The 22,225-nt window shown below is 34.8% G+C and carries 17 protein-coding genes; 9 read left to right on the forward strand and 8 right to left on the reverse strand.

The annotated features are described in order from the left end of the window. Nucleotides 1-88: 88 nt before the first annotated feature. From MRY82_09290 to MRY82_09310, 5 genes are read right to left on the reverse strand one after another with little or no spacing between them, the layout of a single operon-like run. A complete protein-coding gene (locus MRY82_09290) occupies nt 89-718 on the reverse strand; it encodes a VTT domain-containing protein (GenBank protein ID MCI5073116.1) in 630 nt (209 codons plus the stop codon). Further along, the gene (locus tag MRY82_09295) at nt 715-2,295 is read right to left on the reverse strand and encodes a Na+/H+ antiporter NhaC family protein (GenBank protein ID MCI5073117.1); all 1,581 of its coding nucleotides are present in this window, start codon (nt 2,293-2,295) and stop codon (nt 715-717) included. The genes MRY82_09290 and MRY82_09295 overlap by 4 nt, the downstream gene beginning before the upstream one ends. Then, nucleotides 2,288-3,469: an alanine racemase gene (gene alr / locus MRY82_09300; protein ID MCI5073118.1), complete on the reverse strand. Its 1,182-nt coding sequence runs from the start codon at nt 3,467-3,469 to the stop codon at nt 2,288-2,290. The genes MRY82_09295 and alr overlap by 8 nt, the downstream gene beginning before the upstream one ends. A gap of 8 nt (nt 3,470-3,477) precedes the next feature. Beyond that, on the reverse strand, nt 3,478-4,680 hold the full coding sequence (locus tag MRY82_09305) for a hypothetical protein (protein ID MCI5073119.1): 1,203 nt from the start codon (nt 4,678-4,680) through the stop codon (nt 3,478-3,480). A gap of 34 nt (nt 4,681-4,714) precedes the next feature. Next, a complete protein-coding gene (locus tag MRY82_09310) occupies nt 4,715-5,707 on the reverse strand; it encodes a hypothetical protein (protein MCI5073120.1) in 993 nt (330 codons plus the stop codon). A gap of 209 nt (nt 5,708-5,916) precedes the next feature. On the opposite strand from MRY82_09310, the gene MRY82_09315 reads away from it, so the two are divergent. Beyond that, nucleotides 5,917-7,014, forward strand: coding sequence for a GNAT family N-acetyltransferase (locus MRY82_09315; protein ID MCI5073121.1), 1,098 nt, complete (start codon nt 5,917-5,919; stop codon nt 7,012-7,014). Here the strand turns inward: MRY82_09315 and rlmD are convergent, their stop codons facing one another. Continuing rightward, nucleotides 7,015-8,328, reverse strand: coding sequence for a 23S rRNA (uracil(1939)-C(5))-methyltransferase RlmD (gene rlmD / locus MRY82_09320; protein MCI5073122.1), 1,314 nt, complete (start codon nt 8,326-8,328; stop codon nt 7,015-7,017). It abuts the gene before it with no gap. A gap of 300 nt (nt 8,329-8,628) precedes the next feature. On the opposite strand from rlmD, the gene MRY82_09325 reads away from it, so the two are divergent. Together MRY82_09325 and MRY82_09330 are read left to right on the forward strand one after the other, a co-directional pair. After that, nucleotides 8,629-9,681 carry a class I fructose-bisphosphate aldolase gene (locus MRY82_09325; protein ID MCI5073123.1) on the forward strand — a complete coding sequence of 351 codons (1,053 nt, stop codon included), beginning with the start codon at nt 8,629-8,631 and terminating at the stop codon, nt 9,679-9,681. Between the two features lie 146 nt (nt 9,682-9,827). Continuing rightward, entirely contained in the window at nt 9,828-9,986 is a 159-nt protein-coding gene (locus MRY82_09330; protein ID MCI5073124.1) for a hypothetical protein, read from the forward strand. 161 nt (nt 9,987-10,147) lie between these two features. Here the strand turns inward: MRY82_09330 and MRY82_09335 are convergent, their stop codons facing one another. Continuing rightward, entirely contained in the window at nt 10,148-11,494 is a 1,347-nt protein-coding gene (locus MRY82_09335; GenBank protein ID MCI5073125.1) for a M20/M25/M40 family metallo-hydrolase, read from the reverse strand. A 52-nt stretch (nt 11,495-11,546) separates the two neighbouring features. On the opposite strand from MRY82_09335, the gene MRY82_09340 reads away from it, so the two are divergent. Further along, nucleotides 11,547-12,179, forward strand: coding sequence for an HAD family hydrolase (locus MRY82_09340; GenBank protein ID MCI5073126.1), 633 nt, complete (start codon nt 11,547-11,549; stop codon nt 12,177-12,179). Between the two features lie 9 nt (nt 12,180-12,188). On the opposite strand, the gene MRY82_09345 is transcribed toward MRY82_09340, so the two are convergent. Next, complete coding sequence (locus tag MRY82_09345; GenBank protein MCI5073127.1) at nt 12,189-13,331, reverse strand: acyl-CoA dehydrogenase family protein; 1,143 nt, start codon at nt 13,329-13,331, stop codon at nt 12,189-12,191. A gap of 159 nt (nt 13,332-13,490) precedes the next feature. On the opposite strand from MRY82_09345, the gene MRY82_09350 reads away from it, so the two are divergent. Genes MRY82_09350 through MRY82_09370 form a run of 5 tightly spaced genes read left to right on the forward strand, consistent with a single transcriptional unit; the run spans nt 13,491 to nt 22,219 of the window. After that, nucleotides 13,491-14,213 carry an FKBP-type peptidyl-prolyl cis-trans isomerase gene (locus tag MRY82_09350; protein ID MCI5073128.1) on the forward strand — a complete coding sequence of 241 codons (723 nt, stop codon included), beginning with the start codon at nt 13,491-13,493 and terminating at the stop codon, nt 14,211-14,213. Further along, nucleotides 14,185-16,488 (forward strand): penicillin-binding protein, encoded by a 2,304-nt coding sequence (locus MRY82_09355; protein MCI5073129.1) that lies wholly within the window; start codon nt 14,185-14,187, stop codon nt 16,486-16,488. Before MRY82_09350 ends, MRY82_09355 begins: the two co-directional genes overlap by 29 nt. Continuing rightward, nucleotides 16,481-16,993: a tetratricopeptide repeat protein gene (locus tag MRY82_09360; protein MCI5073130.1), complete on the forward strand. Its 513-nt coding sequence runs from the start codon at nt 16,481-16,483 to the stop codon at nt 16,991-16,993. The genes MRY82_09355 and MRY82_09360 overlap by 8 nt, the downstream gene beginning before the upstream one ends. A gap of 48 nt (nt 16,994-17,041) precedes the next feature. Beyond that, the gene (locus tag MRY82_09365; GenBank protein ID MCI5073131.1) at nt 17,042-17,632 is read left to right on the forward strand and encodes a DEAD/DEAH box helicase; all 591 of its coding nucleotides are present in this window, start codon (nt 17,042-17,044) and stop codon (nt 17,630-17,632) included. A gap of 6 nt (nt 17,633-17,638) precedes the next feature. Then, complete coding sequence (locus MRY82_09370) at nt 17,639-22,219, forward strand: hypothetical protein (GenBank protein ID MCI5073132.1); 4,581 nt, start codon at nt 17,639-17,641, stop codon at nt 22,217-22,219. Nucleotides 22,220-22,225 lie beyond the last annotated feature (6 nt).

A 22,225-nucleotide genomic window follows, 5' to 3' on the forward strand; every position in this document is an offset into this window, starting at 1 on the left:
TAATTTCTATTTAATATAAACATTCCAAAAACCCATTTGGAAGTAGTCGTTGATATCACGTTGAGAGCCTTTGTCAAGCCTGATAAGATTATTTTTTACTCAGCCTAGAGCTTACAAGCCCACTAAAAACGGGAATGAGCGAGATAAAAATAATCAATAAAACAGCTTTCTCAAAGTTTTCCTGAATAATGGGTATATTCCCTAAAAAATAGCCTGCAAGTGTCATTGAGCTGATCCAGGCAATACCACCAACAATATTGAAACTGACAAATTTTTTATAATCCATGTTGGCCATACCTGCTACAAAGGGAGCAAAAGTTCTTACAATAGGAACAAATCGTGCCAAAATAATGGTTTTACCGCCATGCTTCTTGTAAAAAGCTTGGGTTTTTTCAAGGTGTGATTTTTTAAAGAACATAGAATTGTCTTTAAATTGAATACGATTTCCAGATGTCTTACCTAAAAAATATCCCACTGTATCTCCAACAATAGCTGCAATAATGAGCAAGATATTGAGCCATACAATATTAAGTACGCCTGTGCTTGCTGCAAAACCAGTAACAAATAAAAGTGAGTCACCAGGAAAGAAAAATCCAATCAATAAACCCGTTTCTGCAAAGATAATAGCAAATAGAATAGGGTAGGATATCCATCCCCAGGTTTCCATAAAAACGGGTAGTTGTTGCAAATCAAAAAGTGTTTTTATCTGTTCAATCATACCGGATCACTTGTGTTGGGTTTTCCAAAAATATTCACAGTGATTACTAATATTACAGCACCGAGCAATAAGCTAATAAAAGGTGAAAAACCTAAAATTAATGCAGACTCTCCCACCAATAAGCCAACAAAGGCAACCAGTAAGGCATAGGGAAGCTGGGTTTGGACATGGGTCATTAAATTACATTCTGAGGACGATGAAGACATTACGGTAGTGTCTGATATTGGAGAACAGTGATCCCCAAAAATAGATCCTGCTAATACAGAACCAACACTGGCCGTAACCAGCATTTGAATATCTGCGGCACTGATACCCGCTTCAGTAGCTATAGAGTATGCCAATGGAGCTGAAATAGGCATAATGATGGCCATGGTTCCATAACTTGTTCCTGTAGCAAAGGAGACAATTGCAGCTGTCATAAATGTCATGGCTGGTATAAAGTAAGGAGATATTTTGCCTTGCAGGAGTTGCAAAATATATTCTGCACTTTTTAAGTCCTTGGTCACCTGTGCCAATGCCCAGGCCAGCACCAAAATAACACAAGCAGGCAACATGGATTCAAATCCATTCATGATGGCTTGCATGGATCTTTCTGTATTCAATGTTTTACCAGCAAGGCTAAAGAGAATAGTAAATACCAAACTTAAACTTGCTCCCCAGATTAAACTTTTGTAGGCATTTGCATTTCCTAGCGCTTCTTGAATAAACGCAATACCACTGAGGCCATGGTTTTGGTCAAGTGATTGATATCCAGTAATGAATAAGCTGATCAGACATGAAAAAATTAAAAACAACAGGGGTACAATGGCAAATACACTGGATGTAGCTTTGTTTAAAGCATCTTCTGAGCCTGTATTAATTTGTGTTCTTGAGTCAATAGGAGAATCGCTGAGTTTGGTGTATTTGGCCATAGCCCATAAATCTTTGCCTTTGTAAATGGTATAAAATACAAAAAAAATCATGAGCAGTGGGTAGAACCTGTAGGGTAAAGAGTTGATAAACATTTGATAAGCGCTGATGGGGGATTCAAAGTTCATATCTTTGAGGGCATCACCAATAAGGCCCACTTCTGTGCTGACCCAGGTCGACACTAAAGCAATGCTTGCAATGGGAGCGCTGGTAGCATCAACAATAAAAGCTAACTTTTCTCGGGATATCTTATATTTGTCATATAAGGGGCGCATGGTTTTGCCTAAAATTAAACTGTTGGCATAATCATCAAAGAAAATGCACAAGCCCAAAAACCAAGTGCTCAACTGGATGCTTTTTGAACCTTTAGCTTTTGAGCTAATCCAATTGACCATGGCTTTGGTTCCCCCATTGTATTGAATGAGACTGCTAATAGCTCCAATAAAGAGTAAACTGATCAATATAGCGGCATGGTCACCATCGCCTAAAGCATTGAGTAAATATGTGTCAAAGCTTTTAAAAAAAGCAGAAAAGATACTTCCATCGTGCAATAAAAAAACACCTAACCAAATTCCGGCCAACAAAGACACATACACTTGTTTGGTAAGAAAGCCTAAAACAATGGCCAAAATGGGGGGCAATAAACTGTTAAAGCTTGGATTATCCATAACTTATCTCCTTAATGGTTTTATGGTGATTTGTCATATTTTTACAATGCTTATCATTGATAAAACTTTTCTCAATAGGACCATGACCCAAGCGAGTCATGATGTTATACGAAACCGTATTTTCCCAAGTAGCTAGATCGTCAAAGCTAATTATTTCATTTCCTTGCTGCCCAACCAAGATCACCTCGTCATCTAATTGGAGGTTTGGAATATGAGTTACATCAATCATGCTGGCATCCATGCTGTTACCGCCAACAATTCCCGCTTTTTGACCATGAACCAAAACATGACCTACATTGCGTATTCTGGGGTAGCCTTGGCCATAGCCTAAAGGAATGGCCGCAATGGTTTTCTTTTCTTTCACTTTGTAATGCATGCCGTAACCAATACAATCACCGGGAAGAAATTTTTTTATTGAGCATATTTTAGATTTTAAAGAGAGAATGGGGTGCAGTTCATTAATCTGTCGACAGCTTTTTGATGGATGTAAACCATAAAGTAAGACTCCCAACCTTACCATATTAAAGTGGGCATCAGGTAAATCTAGGTATCCACCTGAATTACAGGCATGAATGGTTGGCTTATGTTGAGCTATAAAAGAGGGTATCTTACTGAGACAATGCTTAAAACGATTTAGTTGTTCATAAGCATACATTTTACTATTTGCATCAGATTGAGCAAAGTGTGTCATTAAACCAGATACAGAAATATTTAGAAGTGCAAGCACTTGATTAAAAAAATCTATAAATTGATCGTACTGAATACCAAAACGTCCAAGCCCAGTATCAATATTGATATGACATTTAGCAACCTTACCAAGTTTGATCGATAGTTGATTAGCATATTGTGCTTGCCATAATGAAGAAAGAATAAATATATAACCTTTATCAATGCAATGACTGATGCTTTCTTTGGTAGGCTCACCCAAGATGATTATGGGAATATTTTGAACGTAAGGTTGAATGTTAAAGGCTTCTTCTACACGCGCAACTGCAAACATATTTGGCTTTAAGTACAATGTTAAAAAATTAACCATATGACATGCATCATGACCATAGGCATTATCTTTGACCACACAGCAAAGTTTTAAGTTTTTAGGTATATCTTTTTTTAAAATTTTAATATTGTTTTTAAGAATAGAAAAATCTATTTCTATTTTATTAGGTGAGATCATAGTCTATCTCATAAAGGCCAAAGGGTTTTACCAATATCAGTTCTATAAAAGCTTCCATAAGACTGAATATCTTGTGCACAAGTATAGAGCTTTTCTATACATAAGTTAAAATGATCATGAGATGAGATGATGTTTACAATGCCATGACCTTTTTGAGCATAATAAGTACGATTTTTTTCTATAATATTGTCCCAAAAATACACGCCATCTGTATAGATTTTCATTTCAATAGGATAGTATTGAGGTGAATTTTTATAAGGGTACTGGTGAGAAACAATATGAAGTAGACTAGAGTATTTTTTGTTAGGCTTTATTTCTATATCAAATGCTTTACCAAGGTAGATGTTTTTAAATGTATTGAAAAAATTATTCATGCTTAACATGATCATGGGACCAGAGCTTACACCTAGACGAGCGTTGTATTCTAAAACATGCCAAGTATGATTCTTTTTTATTGCTGTAACTTGCAAAGGACCACAATAAGCTACTTTTTTAAACCAAGGTATTAAGGGTTGAATAAGGTGTTCCACCAATCCATAATGATCCTTTTGGTCAATTTCAACAATACCTCCCATGGGAGTGGATAAAGTTTCACCTAAATTGCCTGTATACAGCTTTTTATACTCTTGGTTGGTGCAAAAAGGATAGACCTTACCGTTAGTGATAAAAACAGTATGACCTGCTTCATCTTCGCCTGCATATTTTTGCAAAAAAATACCATCACTACAGTCTGTTTGCTTAATGATGGCAAGAGTTTGTTCATAGCTAGTACAAACGGTTGTTTTTATTTTACTGTTTGGAGAAGAATATCTATTTTTAATAACATACGCTGCAGGATTATTTTGAATAAAGCTTACTGCTTCGCTTTGCCTATCAAAAGTATAAGATTCAATAAAAGGTATTTTGTATTCATTACAAAGGGTCTTAGCAAAAAATCTGTCCTTTTCAATAGCCAGAGCTTGTTTGTTAACGGCTAAAACTTTTATTTTTTGTTGTTTTATAAAAGCTTCATCAACGAATTGGCGCCAATTAATTGATGTTGGATACACATAATTTATTTGATGTTTAAGCATATAGTTATTCAAAGCCTGCTTTGAAAAAGAACTGTTGGTTTCTAAGTGAAATATGTTTAAGCTCTCATTGCATGGTTCACTTTTTTTAAGCGCATCAAATAAAATTTTATTACCTAAAATCAGTAAGTTCTGTTTCATGATTTTATTCCTATAAAGTAAATGGTGTTTATAGCTATTGACAAAGATGAAGGTATAAAGAACTTATATATTCATGCAGTTGAGATTTTGCTATGTTGTGGGTTTCTACAGAATGGTTTCCAAGCATGAATTTTAGTTGAGAAAAGTCTTTATTGTTTTCTATCAAAGCAAAGATATTTTTAACTTCAGTGTTTGGATTGCATAAGATTATAATTTTATAAAGGCTGTTGTCTTGTTGTTGATACAGTATGCCCATAATAGCTTGTTGATAACTTTGCGTGCTATGAATTTCTGTCGCTTGGTCATTAAGAGCAGAAGAAGTCAGCATAAGTTTTATGTCATGTTTTTTAGCGTAGTTGATGGCTTTTTCATGAATTATTGTGCTTGTATTTTCGGAAAATAAACTTAACTGCGTATAGTCTAAATTGGAGATCGTTTTTGCTTTCTTAACAATCATAGGGTTGCATATATGCAATGCTCCAGGATTTTTTAAAAATATGCATTGTTGAGCGTTGTAAAGCTTTGTTAAGTGCAGTGCTGTTACATCAGAGCAGTCAAAATTCATAGCCTGATAATTATTTTGTTTTGATTGACCTATGAAACCGGGGACAATAGGAATAATATTTTGTTTAATACAGTTAGATATATCTTCTTGATTGATTTTTTCTATTTCCCATTCCCGAGCATTGTCTTTACTCAATAGCTGAGTAGGTGTTTTTTCAAAAATTAAAGCTTTGCTGTTGAGTTGATGCTGGTTGAAATATGTTTCAATCAGATTGCATGAAAAAAATTCAGCATGACAAAATAAAGTGTTGTAGCTGTCCAAATTTACAGCTGCAATGTTCTCTATGATTTTTTTGATTTTTCTACTGTGACCCGATAAAGCTGAGACAACTAAAATAATTTTTTTATTTTGCTTTTGTAAGTGATGTAAAAAAGCAATAATTTTTGGGAGTGAGCGTTTTAAGTCTTTGCTTTTACCTAAGCTAGATTCGCCTAACTTAACAACAAAAAGGTTTTGATGCATTTATATGTCCTTAGATTTACAAGTAATGATAAAAGTCTATTGGGACTGAGCGATCTGCTTAATTATTTAACTATCAAATAAAAATAGAGTGTCAATATTTTTGTCTTGCATAAAATTAAAAAAACATGGATTGTTGCATGAAGCAGATTGCTTTGTGCTGAGCACCAATTTAAATTTCAAATGCACACCTTTAAGGAGCTCACAGCACAATGAAACAGGCAGCTTTAAGTTCTCCATATTTTAATACATGGACCTATTTAAAAATACTCAATAATTCAGGATGCATCAATCAACATGAAGACTGGTTGCTGTATGGGCTTGTAGTTAAGAACAATCAATACACTATAATAAAATTGAGAAACCCAGTTAAAAACCAGGTTAAGTTGGAGCAGTATGAGGCTGTATTACCTTTTTTTATAAGGTATTATTCTAATGACGATTTTTCTCACGATAATTTTTGTATAAAGTATGTTCAAGAACATATAAAAACAAGCTACTATCCAAAAGTTCAAGTTTGTTTACCCTATGTGCCGATAGCCGAGGATAAGTTTATTCAACGCAATAAAACCTTAAGTGTTAATAAAGTATATGAATCTTTATTGCTTTGGGCAGAGCAAAAAAAATACAGTTCAGTGCATGTCACATTACCTTCAAAAAAGGATTATGAAACTTTAAAAAGTTTAGGGTTCTTTAGTTCAAAAAAACAACTGTGTTACTGGTATAATAAAAATTATCAAGCCTTTGAAGGTTTTTTAGCGGCATTAAAGTCTAAGTATCGTTGTCAGATTAAAAAAGAACGCAGTCATATTCATCAAAAAGGCTATCAAAAACAAACTCTGACTGGGGACACTATTAAAAAATTGCACATTGATTGTTTTTGGCACTTGTTTAAATTGACCCATCACAGAAAACAATGGATCATGTCAAAATTAAACAAAAACTTTTTTTACGAGGCCTGGCAAAGATGTCCTGAAAATATTGTTTTACATTTTTTAACGAAAGATCAAGAGACCGTTGCGGTATCATGGGCATTTTTGCATAAAAACATACTCTGCGGAAGATTTTGGGGCAGTCTTTACGATAAAGACTATATTCACTTTGAAGTAATGTATTATATGTTAATAGACTATGCCATAAAACACAAAGTAAACAGTATAGAGATGGGCTTTGCAAATTTACATAAAGTGATCAGAGGCTTTGAGCCAGAGCTAAAGTATAACTTTCATTATTTTTTTAATCACCAGTTAAACAATAGCTCGCACTATAGTTTGCCTGATCAAAAAAACTATAAGCGTATTTATTTATGATTATTTTTCAAAATAGGCAATAAGCTCTATATGATAGGTTTGTGGAAACATGTCTAAAGGATCAACTTGCTTTAAGTGGTAGCCCAGATCAATGAAATGTTTTGCATCTCTTGCAAAGGTTGTGGGGTTGCATGAGACATAGGCAATATGTTTAACATCAAGTTTTTCAATTTGACTAAAAATAGTTTTATCTAAACCCTTGCGAGGAGGATCTAAGGTTATAGCATCAAAGCGTTCTTCGTTATCGATGACAGTATCTAAAGCCTTATTAACGTTATTGTGAATAAAAAATGAATGCTTACTTAGGCCTGTTTGTAAAGCATGCTCTTTTGCACAATCAACAGCATCTTCGTTAACTTCAACCCCCAGGCTGTAAATTCTATGTTGTGCTAGAGCAAAGCTGAAAAAACCTGCACCACAGTATAAATCTAGGTTCTTTTTTATTTTATTGTTTTGCGCCCAAGTGACCATTTTATGGGCCATAGCTTGGGCAATATCAGGGTTGTTTTGCCAAAAAACAAAAGGCCAAACAGCAATATTTTTATTGAATATTTTTTCACTGATTTTTTCTGGTCCATCCAAATGAACCATGTCCTTACTAAAAGGAGAGAAATGTTTTTCTTTGTTGATTAAACATAGATAAATACTGGTTTTGGGGTTGATCTTGCACGTGCTTTGTATCCACTGGGCGGCTTCTTCAATGCTTAAGTCATCAGAAAAACTAAAAATAACAGCTTCACCACGATCAGCAGACCTAAGGGTGATGTAAAGTAGTTCAGGACAAGCTTGACTGGCCAAGGCATGTTTAAGCGGTGTAATAAGATGATTGATGCTTTGTGATGCTATGGGACATTGGTCAATAGCAATAAGCTTAGAGTTAATATCCATATAGCCTAAGTTTTTTCCATGCTGAACATGTAAAGTGATTTTATTTCTATAATGGAAAGGTTTGTCGGTCATCAAAGAGCTTATATTGAGCTCATTTAAATTAGAAAGTTTTTCTAAGCTTTCTCTCACTTGTTTTTGTTTAGCCTCATCTTGAAAGTGTTTGTCTAAATGTTGGTAGTGACAGCCGCCACATTGAGAAAAATAAGCACAGTTTGGGTTTTTTCTAAGCTTTGAGGGTGTGTGAATATCATCTATGGTTGCATGCACATGATTTTTTTGCACTTGATTTATGGTAACATTAAGACGGTCCCCAGGCGCAGAAAAGGGTACAAAGATATGAGCTCTCCCATCTTCTTTGGAAATACCATTTCCACCATAGGATAATGTATCAATTGAAATACCTTTAATTTGATCACCATTTTGCATGCAGGCAGCTATATCAGACTTGATGCCTAAGATCATCTATATTCAATAGATGAAATGATAAGAAAAGTGGATTTATGCCATTTTTCTTGGGTGGGAGGGCCACAAGCTGCATAAGTTATACTAGCACATCACAAGTATAACTTTAAATCGATCAAAAACGACGCTTTTTGATCGAGAAGGGAGGCTTTGTATAAGTAACTGTAAGACCTTCGCTCAACAGTTACTAAAGATTCCCACTTATACAACTAAGAACAGTAAAAAAATCTTTTGCTGTGAATAACAGTTTGATATGAGACATGAATGAGTTCAATTACAAGCATCCAAGATATTTTACAAAATGAAAGCCACTTACTAGAGCACCAATGCAAAACCATAAGCAAAGAACTTTTGCATGTACCCAACCCAAATTTTATTGACCAAGTTTGGAGCGGATCAGATAGACCCATCAATGTTTTGCGAAATTTACAAAGCATGTATGATCATGGTCGATTAAGCAAAACAGGCTATGTTTCTATCTTGCCTGTTGATCAAGGCATAGAGCATTCTGCTGGAGCGTCCTTTGCCCCTAATCCTATTTATTTTGATCCAGAGAATATTGTTAAGTTGGCCATTGAAGGTGGATGTAATGCGGTAGCAACCACCAGTGGTGTACTGGGGTCTGTTGCACGCAAGTATGCCCATAAAATTCCATTTATATTGAAAATCAATCACAACGAGCTACTATCTTACCCAAACTCCTATGAGCAAATTATGTTTGCAGATATTGAACAGGCATACAATATGGGCTGTGCAGGTATTGGGGCCACCATATATTTTGGTTCAGAAGACTCTAACAGGCAAATTGTAGAAGTCAGTGAAGCTTTTGCCATGGCGCATGAGCTTGGTATGTTTACAGTGCTGTGGTGTTATTTGCGAAACAGCGCGTTTAAAAAAGATAAAGACTATCATGTTGCTGCAGACTTAACGGCACAAGCCAATCATTTAGGGGTTACCATTCAAGCGGATATCATTAAGCAAAAGATGCCGGAAAATAACGGGGGTTACAATGCCATTGAATTTGGCAAAACATCACCTATTGTTTACGATCAGCTCAGTTCAGACCATCCGATTGATTTAACCCGCTATCAAGTAGCCAATTGTTATATGGGAAGAGCCGGTTTGATCAATTCAGGAGGCGCCTCTGGGAATAATGACTTGCATGATGCTGTGAAAACAGCCGTCATCAATAAAAGAGCCGGCGGTATGGGCTTGATCAGTGGTAGAAAAGCATTCCAAAAACCTATGGATGAGGGTGTGAAACTGCTCAATGCTATTCAAGATGTTTATCTGTGTAAAGAAGTTAGCCTAGCCTAAGTTATAAAGAAAGTGAACATGAAAAAAATAGTTTAAAAATCTTTATGCTTGTCTTAGTCACGACAGCAATGAGCTCTTGCGAGGGTTTTAATTTCTTTAAAAAGAAGCAAGCCAACACTAAAGAACAGCATTAGGGTTACTCTCTTATGAATTTTAAAGGACGTTTGGTTTTTGGGCATGAAGCCCGCATTTTTCAATCTTGTGGTGAAGACGCCAAAATTTATTGGTTGATTGCTTTTGATGGAAGCGAAGCGATAATGAATGAGCTCGAAAAAAAGTATAGTGCGCTAAAAAAGCACAGATGATCCTTATGAAGCGCTTTACGTTGAGTTAAACGCAGCAGTTGCTCCAAAGGCAGAAAGTGGCTTTGCTGCAAATTATTACGGCCTGATGCCTGGTCAAGTCGTACCAAACTATAGAAAAATTAGCCGATCAATGTGATTGATCAGTAATTTTTTGTCCTTTTTTATCTACACAGTAAATGTGTAAAGGCATACACACCACCTTGCATTTGCTGCCAGGCAAAGGATTCATCTGGACCATGGTAATTATCCTCAGGTAAGCTAATGCCTAAAAAGCCAATTGGTTTTTGAATGATATTTTGCATGCTGACAATGGCACCAATGGAACCACCTTCTCTTATTTTAACCGGGCGTTTTCCAAAGCCAAACTCAATGGCATCTTCAATTTTAGGAATTAAAGCAGTTTCTAAGTTACAGCTAAAAGGTTGAGCTGCACGCTCTTTTTCCAAAGTGCAATCTGGGATGATTTGTTTGGCGTAGGCTGCAAACAAGTCATAAACTTTATCTGGATCTTGACCTGGAACCACTCTAAAACTAATTTTAGCTTCAGCACGTGGCGGAACAACAGTTTTTACACCTTCACCTTGATAGCCTCCCACAATACCATGCACTTCAAACGTAGGTTTTGCCCAAACGGATTCCATAATATCTAAAGCGTTGTCAGATCGTAGACTGGTCAAGCCATGCGCACGCTTAAAGTAATCAATTGAAAATCCAGATTGAGTATAGCCAGCTTTTTCTTGTTCAGAAATAGGGGTCCATGTGTCTTCAAAACCTGGAATGGTGATATTACCTTGTTTGTCTACACATTTTGCAATCAAATCTGATAATTCAGATAAAGGGTTTCTAGCTGGGCCACCCGCCATGCCAGAGTGAACATCTTTTGTGCCTACTTCCAATCTAACAATAGCCGCTACATTGCCTCTTAAGGACATACTCATGGCAGGCTGAGTATCAGAAGCCCAAATCGTGTCAGAAATAACAATATTATCAGCAGTGACTATATTTTTATTCAAGAAATCTTCAAAATTAGGGCTACCAATTTCTTCTTCCAATTCCCAAATAAACTCAACATTGGTTTTACTGCCCAAAGATTTTGCAATGCTTGCCGCCCACAAAGCTGTCATGGCAGGACCTTTGTCATCAGTGGCGCCTCTTGAATAAAAGCGACCATTATCAAAAGTAAAGTTAAAAGGATCACGCGTCCAACCATCTTTCCCTTTTTCAGCTGGTTGAACATCCAAGTGATTGTATATGGCAATGGTCTGTGCTTGTGGGTCATTTTCTATTTTGCCGTAGACTACAGGGTTTCCAGAAGTAGGAATGATTTGCGCTTGGCCACCATGTTTTTCAATCAGTTTAACGGCAATTTCCGCTGTTTCTTGTATATAAGGTTTATGTGATTGTAGGGCAGAGATAGAGGGTGACTCCACGATTGTTTTATAATCATTGAGTAAATCATCTTTGGTGCTCTCAATATGTTGTGCGATATCTTGTTTGTTTAAATCCATGGTTCAAGGTATAAAGTGTATAGTATAAATTTGCAAGATTTAAGGAGTCGCTGTGAGCAAGATTGATGGTATTGATAGTCTTATTTTTGATTTGGATGGAACGCTTTGGGATAGTACAGGTGCTTGTGCAAATACAATCAATCAACAGTTGGAACATAAAAAAATAAATGTTGCACCTGTAAGTCAGCAAGATGTTGCGGGTGCAATGGGTTTGCCGCACAATGAATATATTGAGAAAGTGTTTGAGAAAGCAACACTTGAAGAAAAAAAAGCCTTAGCCCAACAAGCATTTGATCATACCCACATTGGTATGGAAGGCAGTTTGCTTTATGAGGGGGTAGCGCAAGGAATCCATGACCTAAGTGAAAATTATCCTTTGTATATTGTCAGCAATTGTGAGTCAGGCTATATAGAAAATTTTTTAAATATATCGGGTTTAAAGAGTTATTTTAAAGATTTTGAATGTTGGGGAAACACAGGACAAGAAAAATATAAAAATATTGAAGCGGTTATTCAAAGAAATAAGCTGCAAAACCCAATCTATATTGGCGATACACAAGGAGACAAAGCAGCTGCGCAAAAAGCAGGCGTTCCATTTATCGCTGTCAATTATGGTTTTGGCCAAGTTGAAGGTTTGTATACAGCAGATAGTTTTCAACAGATTTTGACCCTGCTGTGCATATAGAGATTATATCTATTTACGGTCAAAGATCTCTCTAGCTATGATTAAGCGTTGAATTTGGCTGGTGCCTTCATAAATTTGAAAAATCTTTGCATCACGCATGAGTTTTTCTACCGGATACTCTGTGTTAAAGCCATAACCACCAAAAACCTGAACAGCATCAGTTGCTACACGCATTGCAGTGTCCGCGGCAAATGCTTTTGCATAAGCTGCCTCAAGGGTGTTTCTTTGCTTGTTATCAATTCTGCTTGCGGCCAACCAAGTTAATAAACGAGCGGCTTCAATGTCTTTGGCCATATCGGCAATCATAAAGGCAATGGCCTGATGTTTTGCTATAGGTTTTTTAAAGCTGGTTCTTTGTTTGGCGTACTCAACAGCATACTCCATAGCGGCTCTTGCTAAGCCAACAGCGCCCGCAGCAACCAAAGGCCTGCTGTGGTCAAAGGCAGCCATAGCAATCATAAAGCCTTGGCCTTCTTGTCCAATTCTATATTTTTCAGGTACTTTAACATCATTAAAAGTAATGCCACGTGTATCGGAGCAACGTTGACCCATATTAATTTCTTTTTTACCCACCTCAATGCCGGGTGTATCAGCAGGTACAATGAATGCACTCATACCTTTGTGTCCTTGGCTAGCATCAGTGTAAGCCAGAACAAAGTACCAACTGGCTACGGAACCAGAGGTGATCCACATTTTTTGTCCGTTGATGACATAGTCTGAACCAGTTTTAACAGCTGTGGTTTGTATGCCTTGTACGTCTGAGCCCGCAGCAGGTTCCGTTACACAGTACGCTGCAAACATAAATTCTTGAGTTAAAGGAGAAAGAAACTCTTTCTTTTGTTCTTCTGTACCACCGACTAAAATAGGAGCACTCGATAGCATGTTGGCTTCCATAGCAGTTGTGATGCCTGTGCAGCCGGCACCCGTTTCTTCAGCTATGATACATCCATCTACAACACTTAGGCCTGGGCCTCCAAGATTTTCTGGAATTTGATTGTTCATGAGACCTGTTTCCCAGGCTTTTTTTAGGATTTCTTTTGGAAATTCTCCTGTTTGATCATGGTGTGCAGCTTTGGGAATAACTTCATTTTGAGTAAATTCTTTTGCAAGTTGTTTAAGTTGTTCTTGTTCAGGGGTAAGTTGAAAATTGATCATGGTTAAATGATGACGCTAATTAAAAACAAAAGCAAGTTTTTAGAAAAACTAACTTTCCAAGCTTGTAAACACTTTAAAAATCTAGCCTCTGCTTAATGATCCTATGAGTTAAGAAAACTTTGCTGGAGAGTGTTTTTTTGTTATGTTGAGCTAATTATGAAAAAAATACATACATTATCAATTGTTTTATTATTGGGGGTAAGCTTGGTTTCTTGTGATCAGATCAAGAATAAGGCTTCTAAAAATGTTAACCTTACAACAGATAAGGCTAAAAGAAGTTATGCCATTGGCATGCAAGTAGGGAGAACGTTAAAGTCACAAAAAGTGGATTTGGACGTAGACATTATTGCTGCCGCAATTTCTGATATGCTCGCAGGAAAAGAAGCCAAGATGACTGAAGCGCAGATAAGAGAAACCATGATGGCCATGCGTGAAGATCAACGCAAAAAAATGGAAGAAGAAAAAGTTAAAAATGCAAAAGCCGGCTCAGAATTTCTTGAGAAAAATAAGGCCAAAGAGGGGGTTGTAACAACAAAGTCTGGATTACAATACAAACATATTACAGAAGGCACAGGAGCCTCACCTAAGGAAACCGATAAAGTTAAAGTTCACTATAAAGGTACTTTGATTGATGGTACTGAGTTTGATAGCTCCTACAAAAGAAAGCAACCTGCAGAGTTTAATGTTAATCGTGTGATCAAAGGTTGGACGGAAGGTCTCCAACTAATGAAAGTTGGCGGTAAATCTATGTTTTATATTCCAGCTGAGTTAGCATACGGAGCAGTGCCAAGACCACAGATTCCTGCAAATTCAGTTTTGGTTTTTGAAGTTGAATTGTTAGATATTTTAGATGAGCAAAAAAAGCCGAAAACAAAATAAACGTTTTCAAATAAAAAAAAAGAGCACTAACAAAAGAAGCAAGGTTCACAAGTTAAAGTGGACTTTGCTTTTTGTTTTTTTAGCGCTAGCTTTAGGTCTTTTTATTCAGACCTATCTTTCTTTGCGTACAGTTGTTAATCAATTCTCTAAACCTTTACAGTGGGATATAAGTTCTCAAGTTTATTCTGATGAGAGTGTTATTTATTCTGGTCAGTACTTTAAAAAACAATATATTCTTCAGTATTTACAGTTTTTATCATACAAAAAAGTGGGGCGTGAAAGTCAATTGTCACATGCCAGTTTTTATGAAAATAAAACTGACAATACAGTAACTGCTTATTTCCATAGTCCTAAAAAGAAGATTGTATTTCAGTTTGATCAACAGAACTTTTTAAATAATATTATTGATAGCAATCAAAACAATAATAAAGTTTTGAATCATTTTACCCTGCCAAGAGTTCTTTTAAGTGAGTTTTATGGTGACAAAAGAGAAAAAAGGACCGTTTTAGAGTTTAAAGATTTTCCACAAACATTAAAGCAGGCCATTGTTGCCATGGAAGATAAAGATTTTTACCGTCATCATGGTGTAAGCATCAAAGGTATTGCTAGAGCTTTAATCACCAATATAACCAAAAAATCCTATGCCCAAGGAGGAAGTACTTTAACTCAGCAGTTGATGAAAAACTTTTTTTTAAGCCATAAAAAAACTCTATGGAGAAAGTGGAAAGAACTGGTTCTGGCTTTGGTCGTGGATAAAATGTACAGTAAAGAAAAGATTTTTCATATGTACCTTAATGAAATCTATTTAGGTCAAGTGGGGTCCGTATCAATTCATGGTTTTGAAGAAGCGGCAAAACTTTATTTTCATGATAGTGTAAACAATCTTTCAATTTCACAGCAAGCACTGTTGGTAGGGTTAATTAGTTCTCCTGGAAGATACTCTCCATTTAATAACCTAGAGCGGTCTTTGTATCGCAGAAACTTGGTTTTAAAAAAAATGTTTGAAGAAAAAATTATCAGTCAAAAAGAGTATATAAAAGCTAAAGATGAAAAGATTGATCTAGCAAAAAGACGGCAAGTATTTGAACAAAGTTTATCATTAAAAAATAGCATTACCCATGAGTTGAACCAGCATTTTTCTGAGCTTGATTTAAAAGAAAAAGGTTATCAAGTTTTTACATCAATAGATCCAATTTTTCAGAAAAGCCTTAGAGAACAAGGTCAAAAAATATACAAACAAATCTTAAGTCAACAAAAACTTAGCAGTGAAAATTTGCAAATGGGCGCTGTAAGTATTCACCCTACATCTGGAGCCATCAAAGCAATTTTAACCGGCGGCGGAAATAAAAATCAATACAATCATGTTTATCAAATGAAAAGGCCAATGGGGTCGCTTGTAAAACCGCTAATTCTAGCTTACTTGGTAGAAAAATATAAAAACAACTCTAATAATTATATCAGTAATACGCGCTTAGTGAATGATAAAAAATTGACTATCAACTATGATGAAAAGCAATGGCAACCAAAAAATTATGCCAATCAATATTTTGGACAAGTGAGCGTAAGGACAGTTATTGAAAAATCTTTAAACTCAGGATTTTTGGACTTGGTGCAGCAATATTCATTTGATGATGTCTATGCAATGGCAAAAAAATATGGCTTTAGTGATTATGAAAAAGTTCCGGCTCTGGCTTTAGGGGCATTAGAATCAAACCCATTTCAACTTGCAGGGCTTTATAGCATGTTTATTAACTCAGGGCTTGCGGTGACGCCGAGCTTGGTTCAAAAAGTTAATCATGAGGCACAATCTATTCAATCAAGGCAACTCATAAGCAAAAAATATATCTCTGAACAAGTGGCCTTTCAAATTTTAAATCTTTTGCAGGGAGTATTAAAAGATGGCACAGGAAAAAGCTCAAAGGCTTATCACTTGAAGTACACTTATGCTGGAAAAACAGGAACCAGTAATGATCATAGGGATGCTTGGTTCGTGGGCTTATCAGAAAACCTGGTGACTGTGATTTGGTTTGGTTTAGAAGGTCAGCATGAAAGCACATTAACGGGGTCAAATTCTGCGTTGAGGGTATGGTTAAATTACGTGAAAAACAATGAGAAATACATAAGAAATGAGCCTTTTAAAACAGTCAATGGAATTAAGGTTAAAAAAATAGACAAAGAAAAAGCCTGTAAATGGGGGTTCTTTAAAAGTAAACGCAATGATTTTGAAGAGGTGTTTTTACCCAATTATACAGTTAGGAGATGTGTCAATGACTAAGATAAAGGTTCAATATGCTGTGTTTTTTATAATTTTATTTTTCATTACAGCTTGTCAGGTACCAAAACATGCCTATCAAGCTCAAGAGGAAGCCATCTTAAATGATTTGTACAATAATGAAAATGATGCAAGAGGAAAGATTGCCTTAGAGTATTTATTAAAAGCTGAACAAAGGTTAAAGGTAGAACAGTTTAAACAGGCAGAATTGGTATTATTAAAAGCAGTAGAAGTGAACATGTATGAGAATTTAACCAGCTACTATCTGGCACAGACGTTTTTTTATCTTCGCCGGTACAATGAAGCTTTATCTTACCTTAAAACAATCAATACAGCATTTAAGCAATACCCTAGATACCACTATTTGCTGCAAAAACTAAAAGGTGATGTTTACTTTTCATTAGACCAAAAAAAAGAAGCCTTAATTGCTTACAAGAAGTGTTTAAACATGCACTCTGAAGATGAATATGTTAAAGAAAGGGTTGAAGCGTTAAAAAGCTTAGAGTGATCATATTTTTTATGGGCTTAGTTATAAAAGGATTTTAGGAAGGAAACGATGAGTCAACTGTCATTGCTTAGTGGTTTGGATTCAAATCAGTATAAAATCTTGTATTTTGATTTAGAGACAAAAAAGTCGGCTCAAGAAGTTGGTGGCTGGTCAAATATAAAAGATATGGGCATGGCTTGTGGTGTTTTGTATGATTCAGAGGATGACCGGTATCATGTATATCTTGAAGATCAAGTTCATGATATGATCAAGCACATCCAGTCTGCAGATTTAATCGTGGGATTTAACCACATTTATTTTGATTACAAAGTTTTAACGGGCTACGATAATTTTAATTTTAATCGGCTAAATAATTTTGATTTATTATTAGACATCGAAGCACATTTAGGAAGAAGATTGAAGTTAGATGCGCTTGCAAAAACAACTTTAAAAAAACAAAAGACGGCAGATGGTTTACAAAGTTTACAGTGGGTCAAAGAAGGAAAAATAGACCTGGTCGTAGATTACTGTAAGGCTGATGTTGAAGTAACAAAGGATTTATTTTTGTTTGGTGTAGAGAATAATTTTATTCTTTATCCAGATCGAGGTCAAAAAAATCAACTTAATGTCAGTTGGAATATTGATAAACTGGTCAAGTAGTTTTTGATGAAACGTTTTTTTGATAGTTTTCTTTTTATACTTTTCTTGTCAATAGCAGCTTTGGCAAAGCCAAGCGCACAACTTAGCTTTCAGGAACGCAGACAGTTGTTTATGGATGAGTTGCTGTTCAATTCGTCTCATGAAGTGTTAAGGTATGCAAGCAGCCACTTGCACCAACATAATTATTATTATGGTAGCAGCGGCGATCTTTTTGAGCAATTTGTTCAATTCTTATTTCCATTGACAGTTAGAGAAAACAGAATCATGTTTATGTCTTTATCAGCTTGGGGACCAAAAAAACCGCAGTATAGAAAATTTGATTGGCAAAAATATGAGTCTAAACATTTTGTGTTTTACTATGACAAAGATGCATATGAATCATTTAAAAAAGCCCATGCTTTTTTAGAAGACGATTATGATCGTAATAATGAAATTTTTTCAGTCAGAAATAAGTTTTTAAAAAAAATACCCATAATCATCTACCAATCTAGAAAAGACTTTGAGCAAACCAATATCGTCAGCGGTCCTGTTCCAGAAGGTTTAGGTGGGGTGACGGAAATTTTTTCATGGAAGAGGGCCGTTTTTCCATTTGAGGCTGAAATGGCAACCTTTGAACATGTGACCAAACATGAAGGCACGCATATTTATCAAATAGCTAAAGGAGCAAAGAATTTACCCTTATGGTTTATTGAAGGTTCAGCGGAAACCAATTCAATATATTGGGATGCTGATGCTGAGCAGTATATAAGAGATGCATATCTAAATGATTTGTTTTTTGACATCAATGACTTGTGGCAAATACGTGGTACATGGTTGATGTATAAAATTGGAAACTATATTTGTAATTTTATACGCGAAAAATATGGAGAAAGAGCCTTACAAAAAATTTACCAAAACTCTGTTTCACTGAATTTTAGTGAAAATATAAAACAATCTTTGGGTATATCCTTACAAGAATTAAACAGAATGGTGCAAGCATCGTTGTCTATGAAATATGGTTTTTTGTATAAAAAAAGTAACCCTTATGAAAAAGCATTAAAAATACAAAAAAGATCTGTTGTTTTGCATGCCTACAAAAACTTCTTTGTTAGTGGTAAAGGCAATGGTTCAAGTAATGCATTGTATATCAACTATATCGATGAACTGAGTAAAGTCTACAAACGTAAAATAGTATCTGATAAAAAACTCAATAGTGAGTCATTAAATTATTTCAGAAAGGGTGCCTGGTTAAATGAATCTCAACTTGTTTACTCTATTAAAAATGGTTCACATGATGAAATAAGATTGGTTGGCTATTCATTTGATAAAAAAGATAAATATTTTAAGCTTGATAAAAAACATCGTTCTTTTCGTTTTCCAGATATACGGTCTATATTTTCACCTGTCATCACAAATAATAATTCAGTTATTTTTATTGGAGTAAAAAATGGTTTTAGTAATATTTATCAGTATCATTTAAAAAGTAAAAAACTTGAGCAAATAACAGAAGATTCTGCACATTACTCTAATTTAGATTATTCATTGGCTAAAAATACATTGGTTTACTCCAAAGAGTTGGAGCGTGCTCAGGATAGAATTTATTACAATAGAGATATTTTTGAATACAATGTTAAAACCAAAAAAACAATACCTATCAGCCAAACAGCAACAATTAGGGAAAATAATCCAAAGTATTCTATATCTGGAACCAATATTCTTTTTTCTTCAGATGAAGACGGAACCCATAATTTATATCTTTATAATACATTAACCAAAGCTAAACAAAAGTTAAGCAATCATCCTTCTGGTATTAAAACAGCTGCTTGGTCACACAATGACTCGTTATTGTTAAATGTAAATAATAGATTTGTATCTAACATTGTTCACATGCCACTGCCCAAGCCCTTTGATATGTTAAACAATGAAATTAACATGGATTCAACAAAGGTGATTCCTGTTTTTTCACAGAATAAGTCTTTTGTTTATTCACCCCAAGATACCAGTAGTATTAGTGAAAAGATTGAAGTTAAGTTTGATCAAAATAATAAGATTACAAACAATAAAGACGGCAGTTATCTTTATTATAAAAATCAAAAATATAAAATAAAAAAAATTGCTCCTTTAGAGAAAGAATTGTTTATTCAAGTGACCAATGCTAACAACGATAAACAAAGAATAAAATCATTAGAAGAAAAAACACTTTACTTTAAAGTGACTGAAGATGGAATTGAATCTATATATAATCCAATTATTCAAAAGGATTCTTCTTCAAAAGAAATTACACAAAAAATAAACACAATATTAAAAGATAAAGTTATAATCTCCATTTGGAATTTTAAAAATGATGATAGTGCACTTGTTCAGATTAATGAAAAGTTGAGTGTGCAAAAGAAATCAGAACAAAAAAGAAATAAAGTCACATCAAGTCTGTACTCGTGTGATTTAAAAAAAGCTGCGTGTGAGCAATTAAAGGGATCAACATTAAGTAATTTTAAAAAAGAAATTTTTTGGGTTGCTAAGTTACAAGATGGATCATATTTGTGGACATTGTCTGAGAATAAGAGTGGGCCCTATGAGATTTTCTTGTATGATAATCAATCAAAAAAAACATTAAAAATTGGTCATGATATTTTAAGATTCAAAGTTTCAGAAAATAAGAGTTCTTTTTCTATGTTGTCTGGATCTGATTTTATTGTTTATGAGATGTCAAATGAAAATAAGTGGCAGGCAAAGCAATATACACCTAATGGTAGTATTGTGGGCTATGATTTTTTGAAAAAATCGAATGATTTTATGATTATTACCAGTCATAAAAAGTACTTGAATATACACTTGCTTGAAAAAAATAAAACGCATCTTAAAAAAATAAACCACTCCATAAAAAATATAGCGCTGGCAACCATAAATAAAAATACAGGAGACTTTGTTGTCTATGCAAAACCTCAAGCAAATACAGAGCAGTTTGATAAACTCTATTATTGGAAGAAAGAAGGTAATGATTTTTATGATATTTCTGTAAGAGGTAAGCTAAAGACCTTTAGCCAAGTTATATTTGTAGATGATTATTTAGTTTTTACAGGAAAAAACTTTTCTTTTGAAAAGTCTGAAACCTGGGTTTGGAAAAATAAAGAAAGAAAGCAGTTAAAAAATATTATTGATGCTAAAAGTGTTGATGATGGTGTTTCATGGGTTACAAACCTAGAAAATGATTTGTACTTTTTTCAGTTTAAGAAAAGTCAGTACAAAAAAATTGTAAGTGATAGTTATGGCTATGATGTTTTTGGTGAAAAGATCTTTTACGCATCAACCAACAATGAGAAATACAATATATATGTTTATGATGTTAATTTAGAAAAAAATAACTTGTTAATTGCTTCAAAAAACCATGCATTTAACCCAAAAATTTACAATGATGAACTTTACTATCAGTCTTACGATAATAAGGTGATTAATGTTAAAAAACATACTCCTGATACAGGTTCTGGTGTCTTGGCATATACGTTGAAAAAACATCATGTTTTGATGCAAAAAAATAGTGAAACTAATATGCAAATGAAATTTAATTTATTACCTTATCAAGAAAAAACATACTCTGGACCACAGTTAACAACGCCAAAAAACTTTCCTGTTGAAGATTCTTCTGAGCCAGCCAAAGATATATATAAGCTTCAATCTTTAGTAGCAGCAGCAGCTTATGATGGGAGTAATTTTAGAATTTTTTTAAATGGATACGTTGATAATATATTCAGTGATAAAGGTGCCTTTGTAAATATAATTTTGTTGGGTGAGAACAGATTTGCAGTTTTTGGGATTTCTAACTTAAGAAACGCAACTTCTTACTCAGTTTTTTATAATGATAGAGAAAATATTAAAAACTTTGGAGTTAACTTTAACAAACGTTTTAACCTTGATCGTTATCGGGCAATTAATTTGTTATCAGAGTTTGAAAGGCAAGTTTATGGTGAAGCTACTCCTGACACATTAAGTTACGTGGATAGTGATATTGAAAATAGAAGATTTAATATTTTAAAACTTTCAACTACATATGACCATGATGTGACCTTGTGGGACAGACATGGTCCTATTAGCGGAAGTAGAGTGTATTTTAGACTCAGTAGTGGAGTTGATTTAACTGAGCAGAGGTTAGCATACTACAGTGCTAATACGGACATTAGGTATTATAATGCCATTTTGAATAAATTTAGTCTAGCACACAGGTTGGCTGCAGGCACAAGCCAAGGACCTTTGCCGGAAATATTTTTAGCTGGGGGGAATGTATCATTTAGGGGGTTCAATTTTGACCAACTGCAAGGACAAAACTATGCTATTTTCAGCGAAGACATAAGACTTCCTTTATTTGACTTTATAGGCGCTAAATTTTTTGACCCATTGGATAGGTTTGTAGGCTTTTTAACAAAATTTTTTGATGTTAGAACAGGCGCTTTTATTGATGTTGGTGATGTTTGGTATAATGACGAGGATTTTGAGCTCATGTATGCCAGTGGATTTTTTGCCAATGTTCCTAGTTTATTGGGCGTTAATTTAAGGTTTCATTACTCTGTCTGGGGTGAGCAGGGCTTTGGATTTTGGATAGGAAGCAATTGGTAAGTCGCT

The sequence above is a fragment of the bacterium genome (genome assembly GCA_022763185.1).
Classification (GTDB): Bacteria; Bdellovibrionota_G; JALEGL01; order JALEGL01; family JALEGL01; genus JALEGL01.

Excerpts from the sequence above, each read along its gene's own strand:
- MRY82_09295 (MCI5073117.1), bottom strand. The coding sequence starts at position 2,295 with ATGGATAATCCAAGCTTTAACAGTTTATTGCCCCCCATTTTGGCCATT.
- MRY82_09290 (MCI5073116.1), bottom strand. The coding sequence starts at position 718 with ATGATTGAACAGATAAAAACACTTTTTGATTTGCAACAACTACCCGTT.
- MRY82_09310 (MCI5073120.1), bottom strand. The coding sequence starts at position 5,707 with ATGCATCAAAACCTTTTTGTTGTTAAGTTAGGCGAATCTAGCTTAGGT.
- MRY82_09360 (MCI5073130.1), top strand. The coding sequence starts at position 16,481 with ATGACTAAGATAAAGGTTCAATATGCTGTGTTTTTTATAATTTTATTT.
- MRY82_09330 (MCI5073124.1), top strand. The coding sequence starts at position 9,828 with ATGAATTTTAAAGGACGTTTGGTTTTTGGGCATGAAGCCCGCATTTTT.
- MRY82_09335 (MCI5073125.1), bottom strand. The coding sequence starts at position 11,494 with ATGGATTTAAACAAACAAGATATCGCACAACATATTGAGAGCACCAAA.
- MRY82_09355 (MCI5073129.1), top strand. The coding sequence starts at position 14,185 with ATGAGCAAAAAAAGCCGAAAACAAAATAAACGTTTTCAAATAAAAAAA.
- MRY82_09370 (MCI5073132.1), top strand. The coding sequence starts at position 17,639 with ATGAAACGTTTTTTTGATAGTTTTCTTTTTATACTTTTCTTGTCAATA.
- alr (MCI5073118.1), bottom strand. The coding sequence starts at position 3,469 with ATGATCTCACCTAATAAAATAGAAATAGATTTTTCTATTCTTAAAAAC.
- MRY82_09305 (MCI5073119.1), bottom strand. The coding sequence starts at position 4,680 with ATGAAACAGAACTTACTGATTTTAGGTAATAAAATTTTATTTGATGCG.
- MRY82_09365 (MCI5073131.1), top strand. The coding sequence starts at position 17,042 with ATGAGTCAACTGTCATTGCTTAGTGGTTTGGATTCAAATCAGTATAAA.
- MRY82_09315 (MCI5073121.1), top strand. The coding sequence starts at position 5,917 with ATGAAACAGGCAGCTTTAAGTTCTCCATATTTTAATACATGGACCTAT.
- MRY82_09325 (MCI5073123.1), top strand. The coding sequence starts at position 8,629 with ATGAGTTCAATTACAAGCATCCAAGATATTTTACAAAATGAAAGCCAC.
- MRY82_09350 (MCI5073128.1), top strand. The coding sequence starts at position 13,491 with ATGAAAAAAATACATACATTATCAATTGTTTTATTATTGGGGGTAAGC.
- rlmD (MCI5073122.1), bottom strand. The coding sequence starts at position 8,328 with ATGCAAAATGGTGATCAAATTAAAGGTATTTCAATTGATACATTATCC.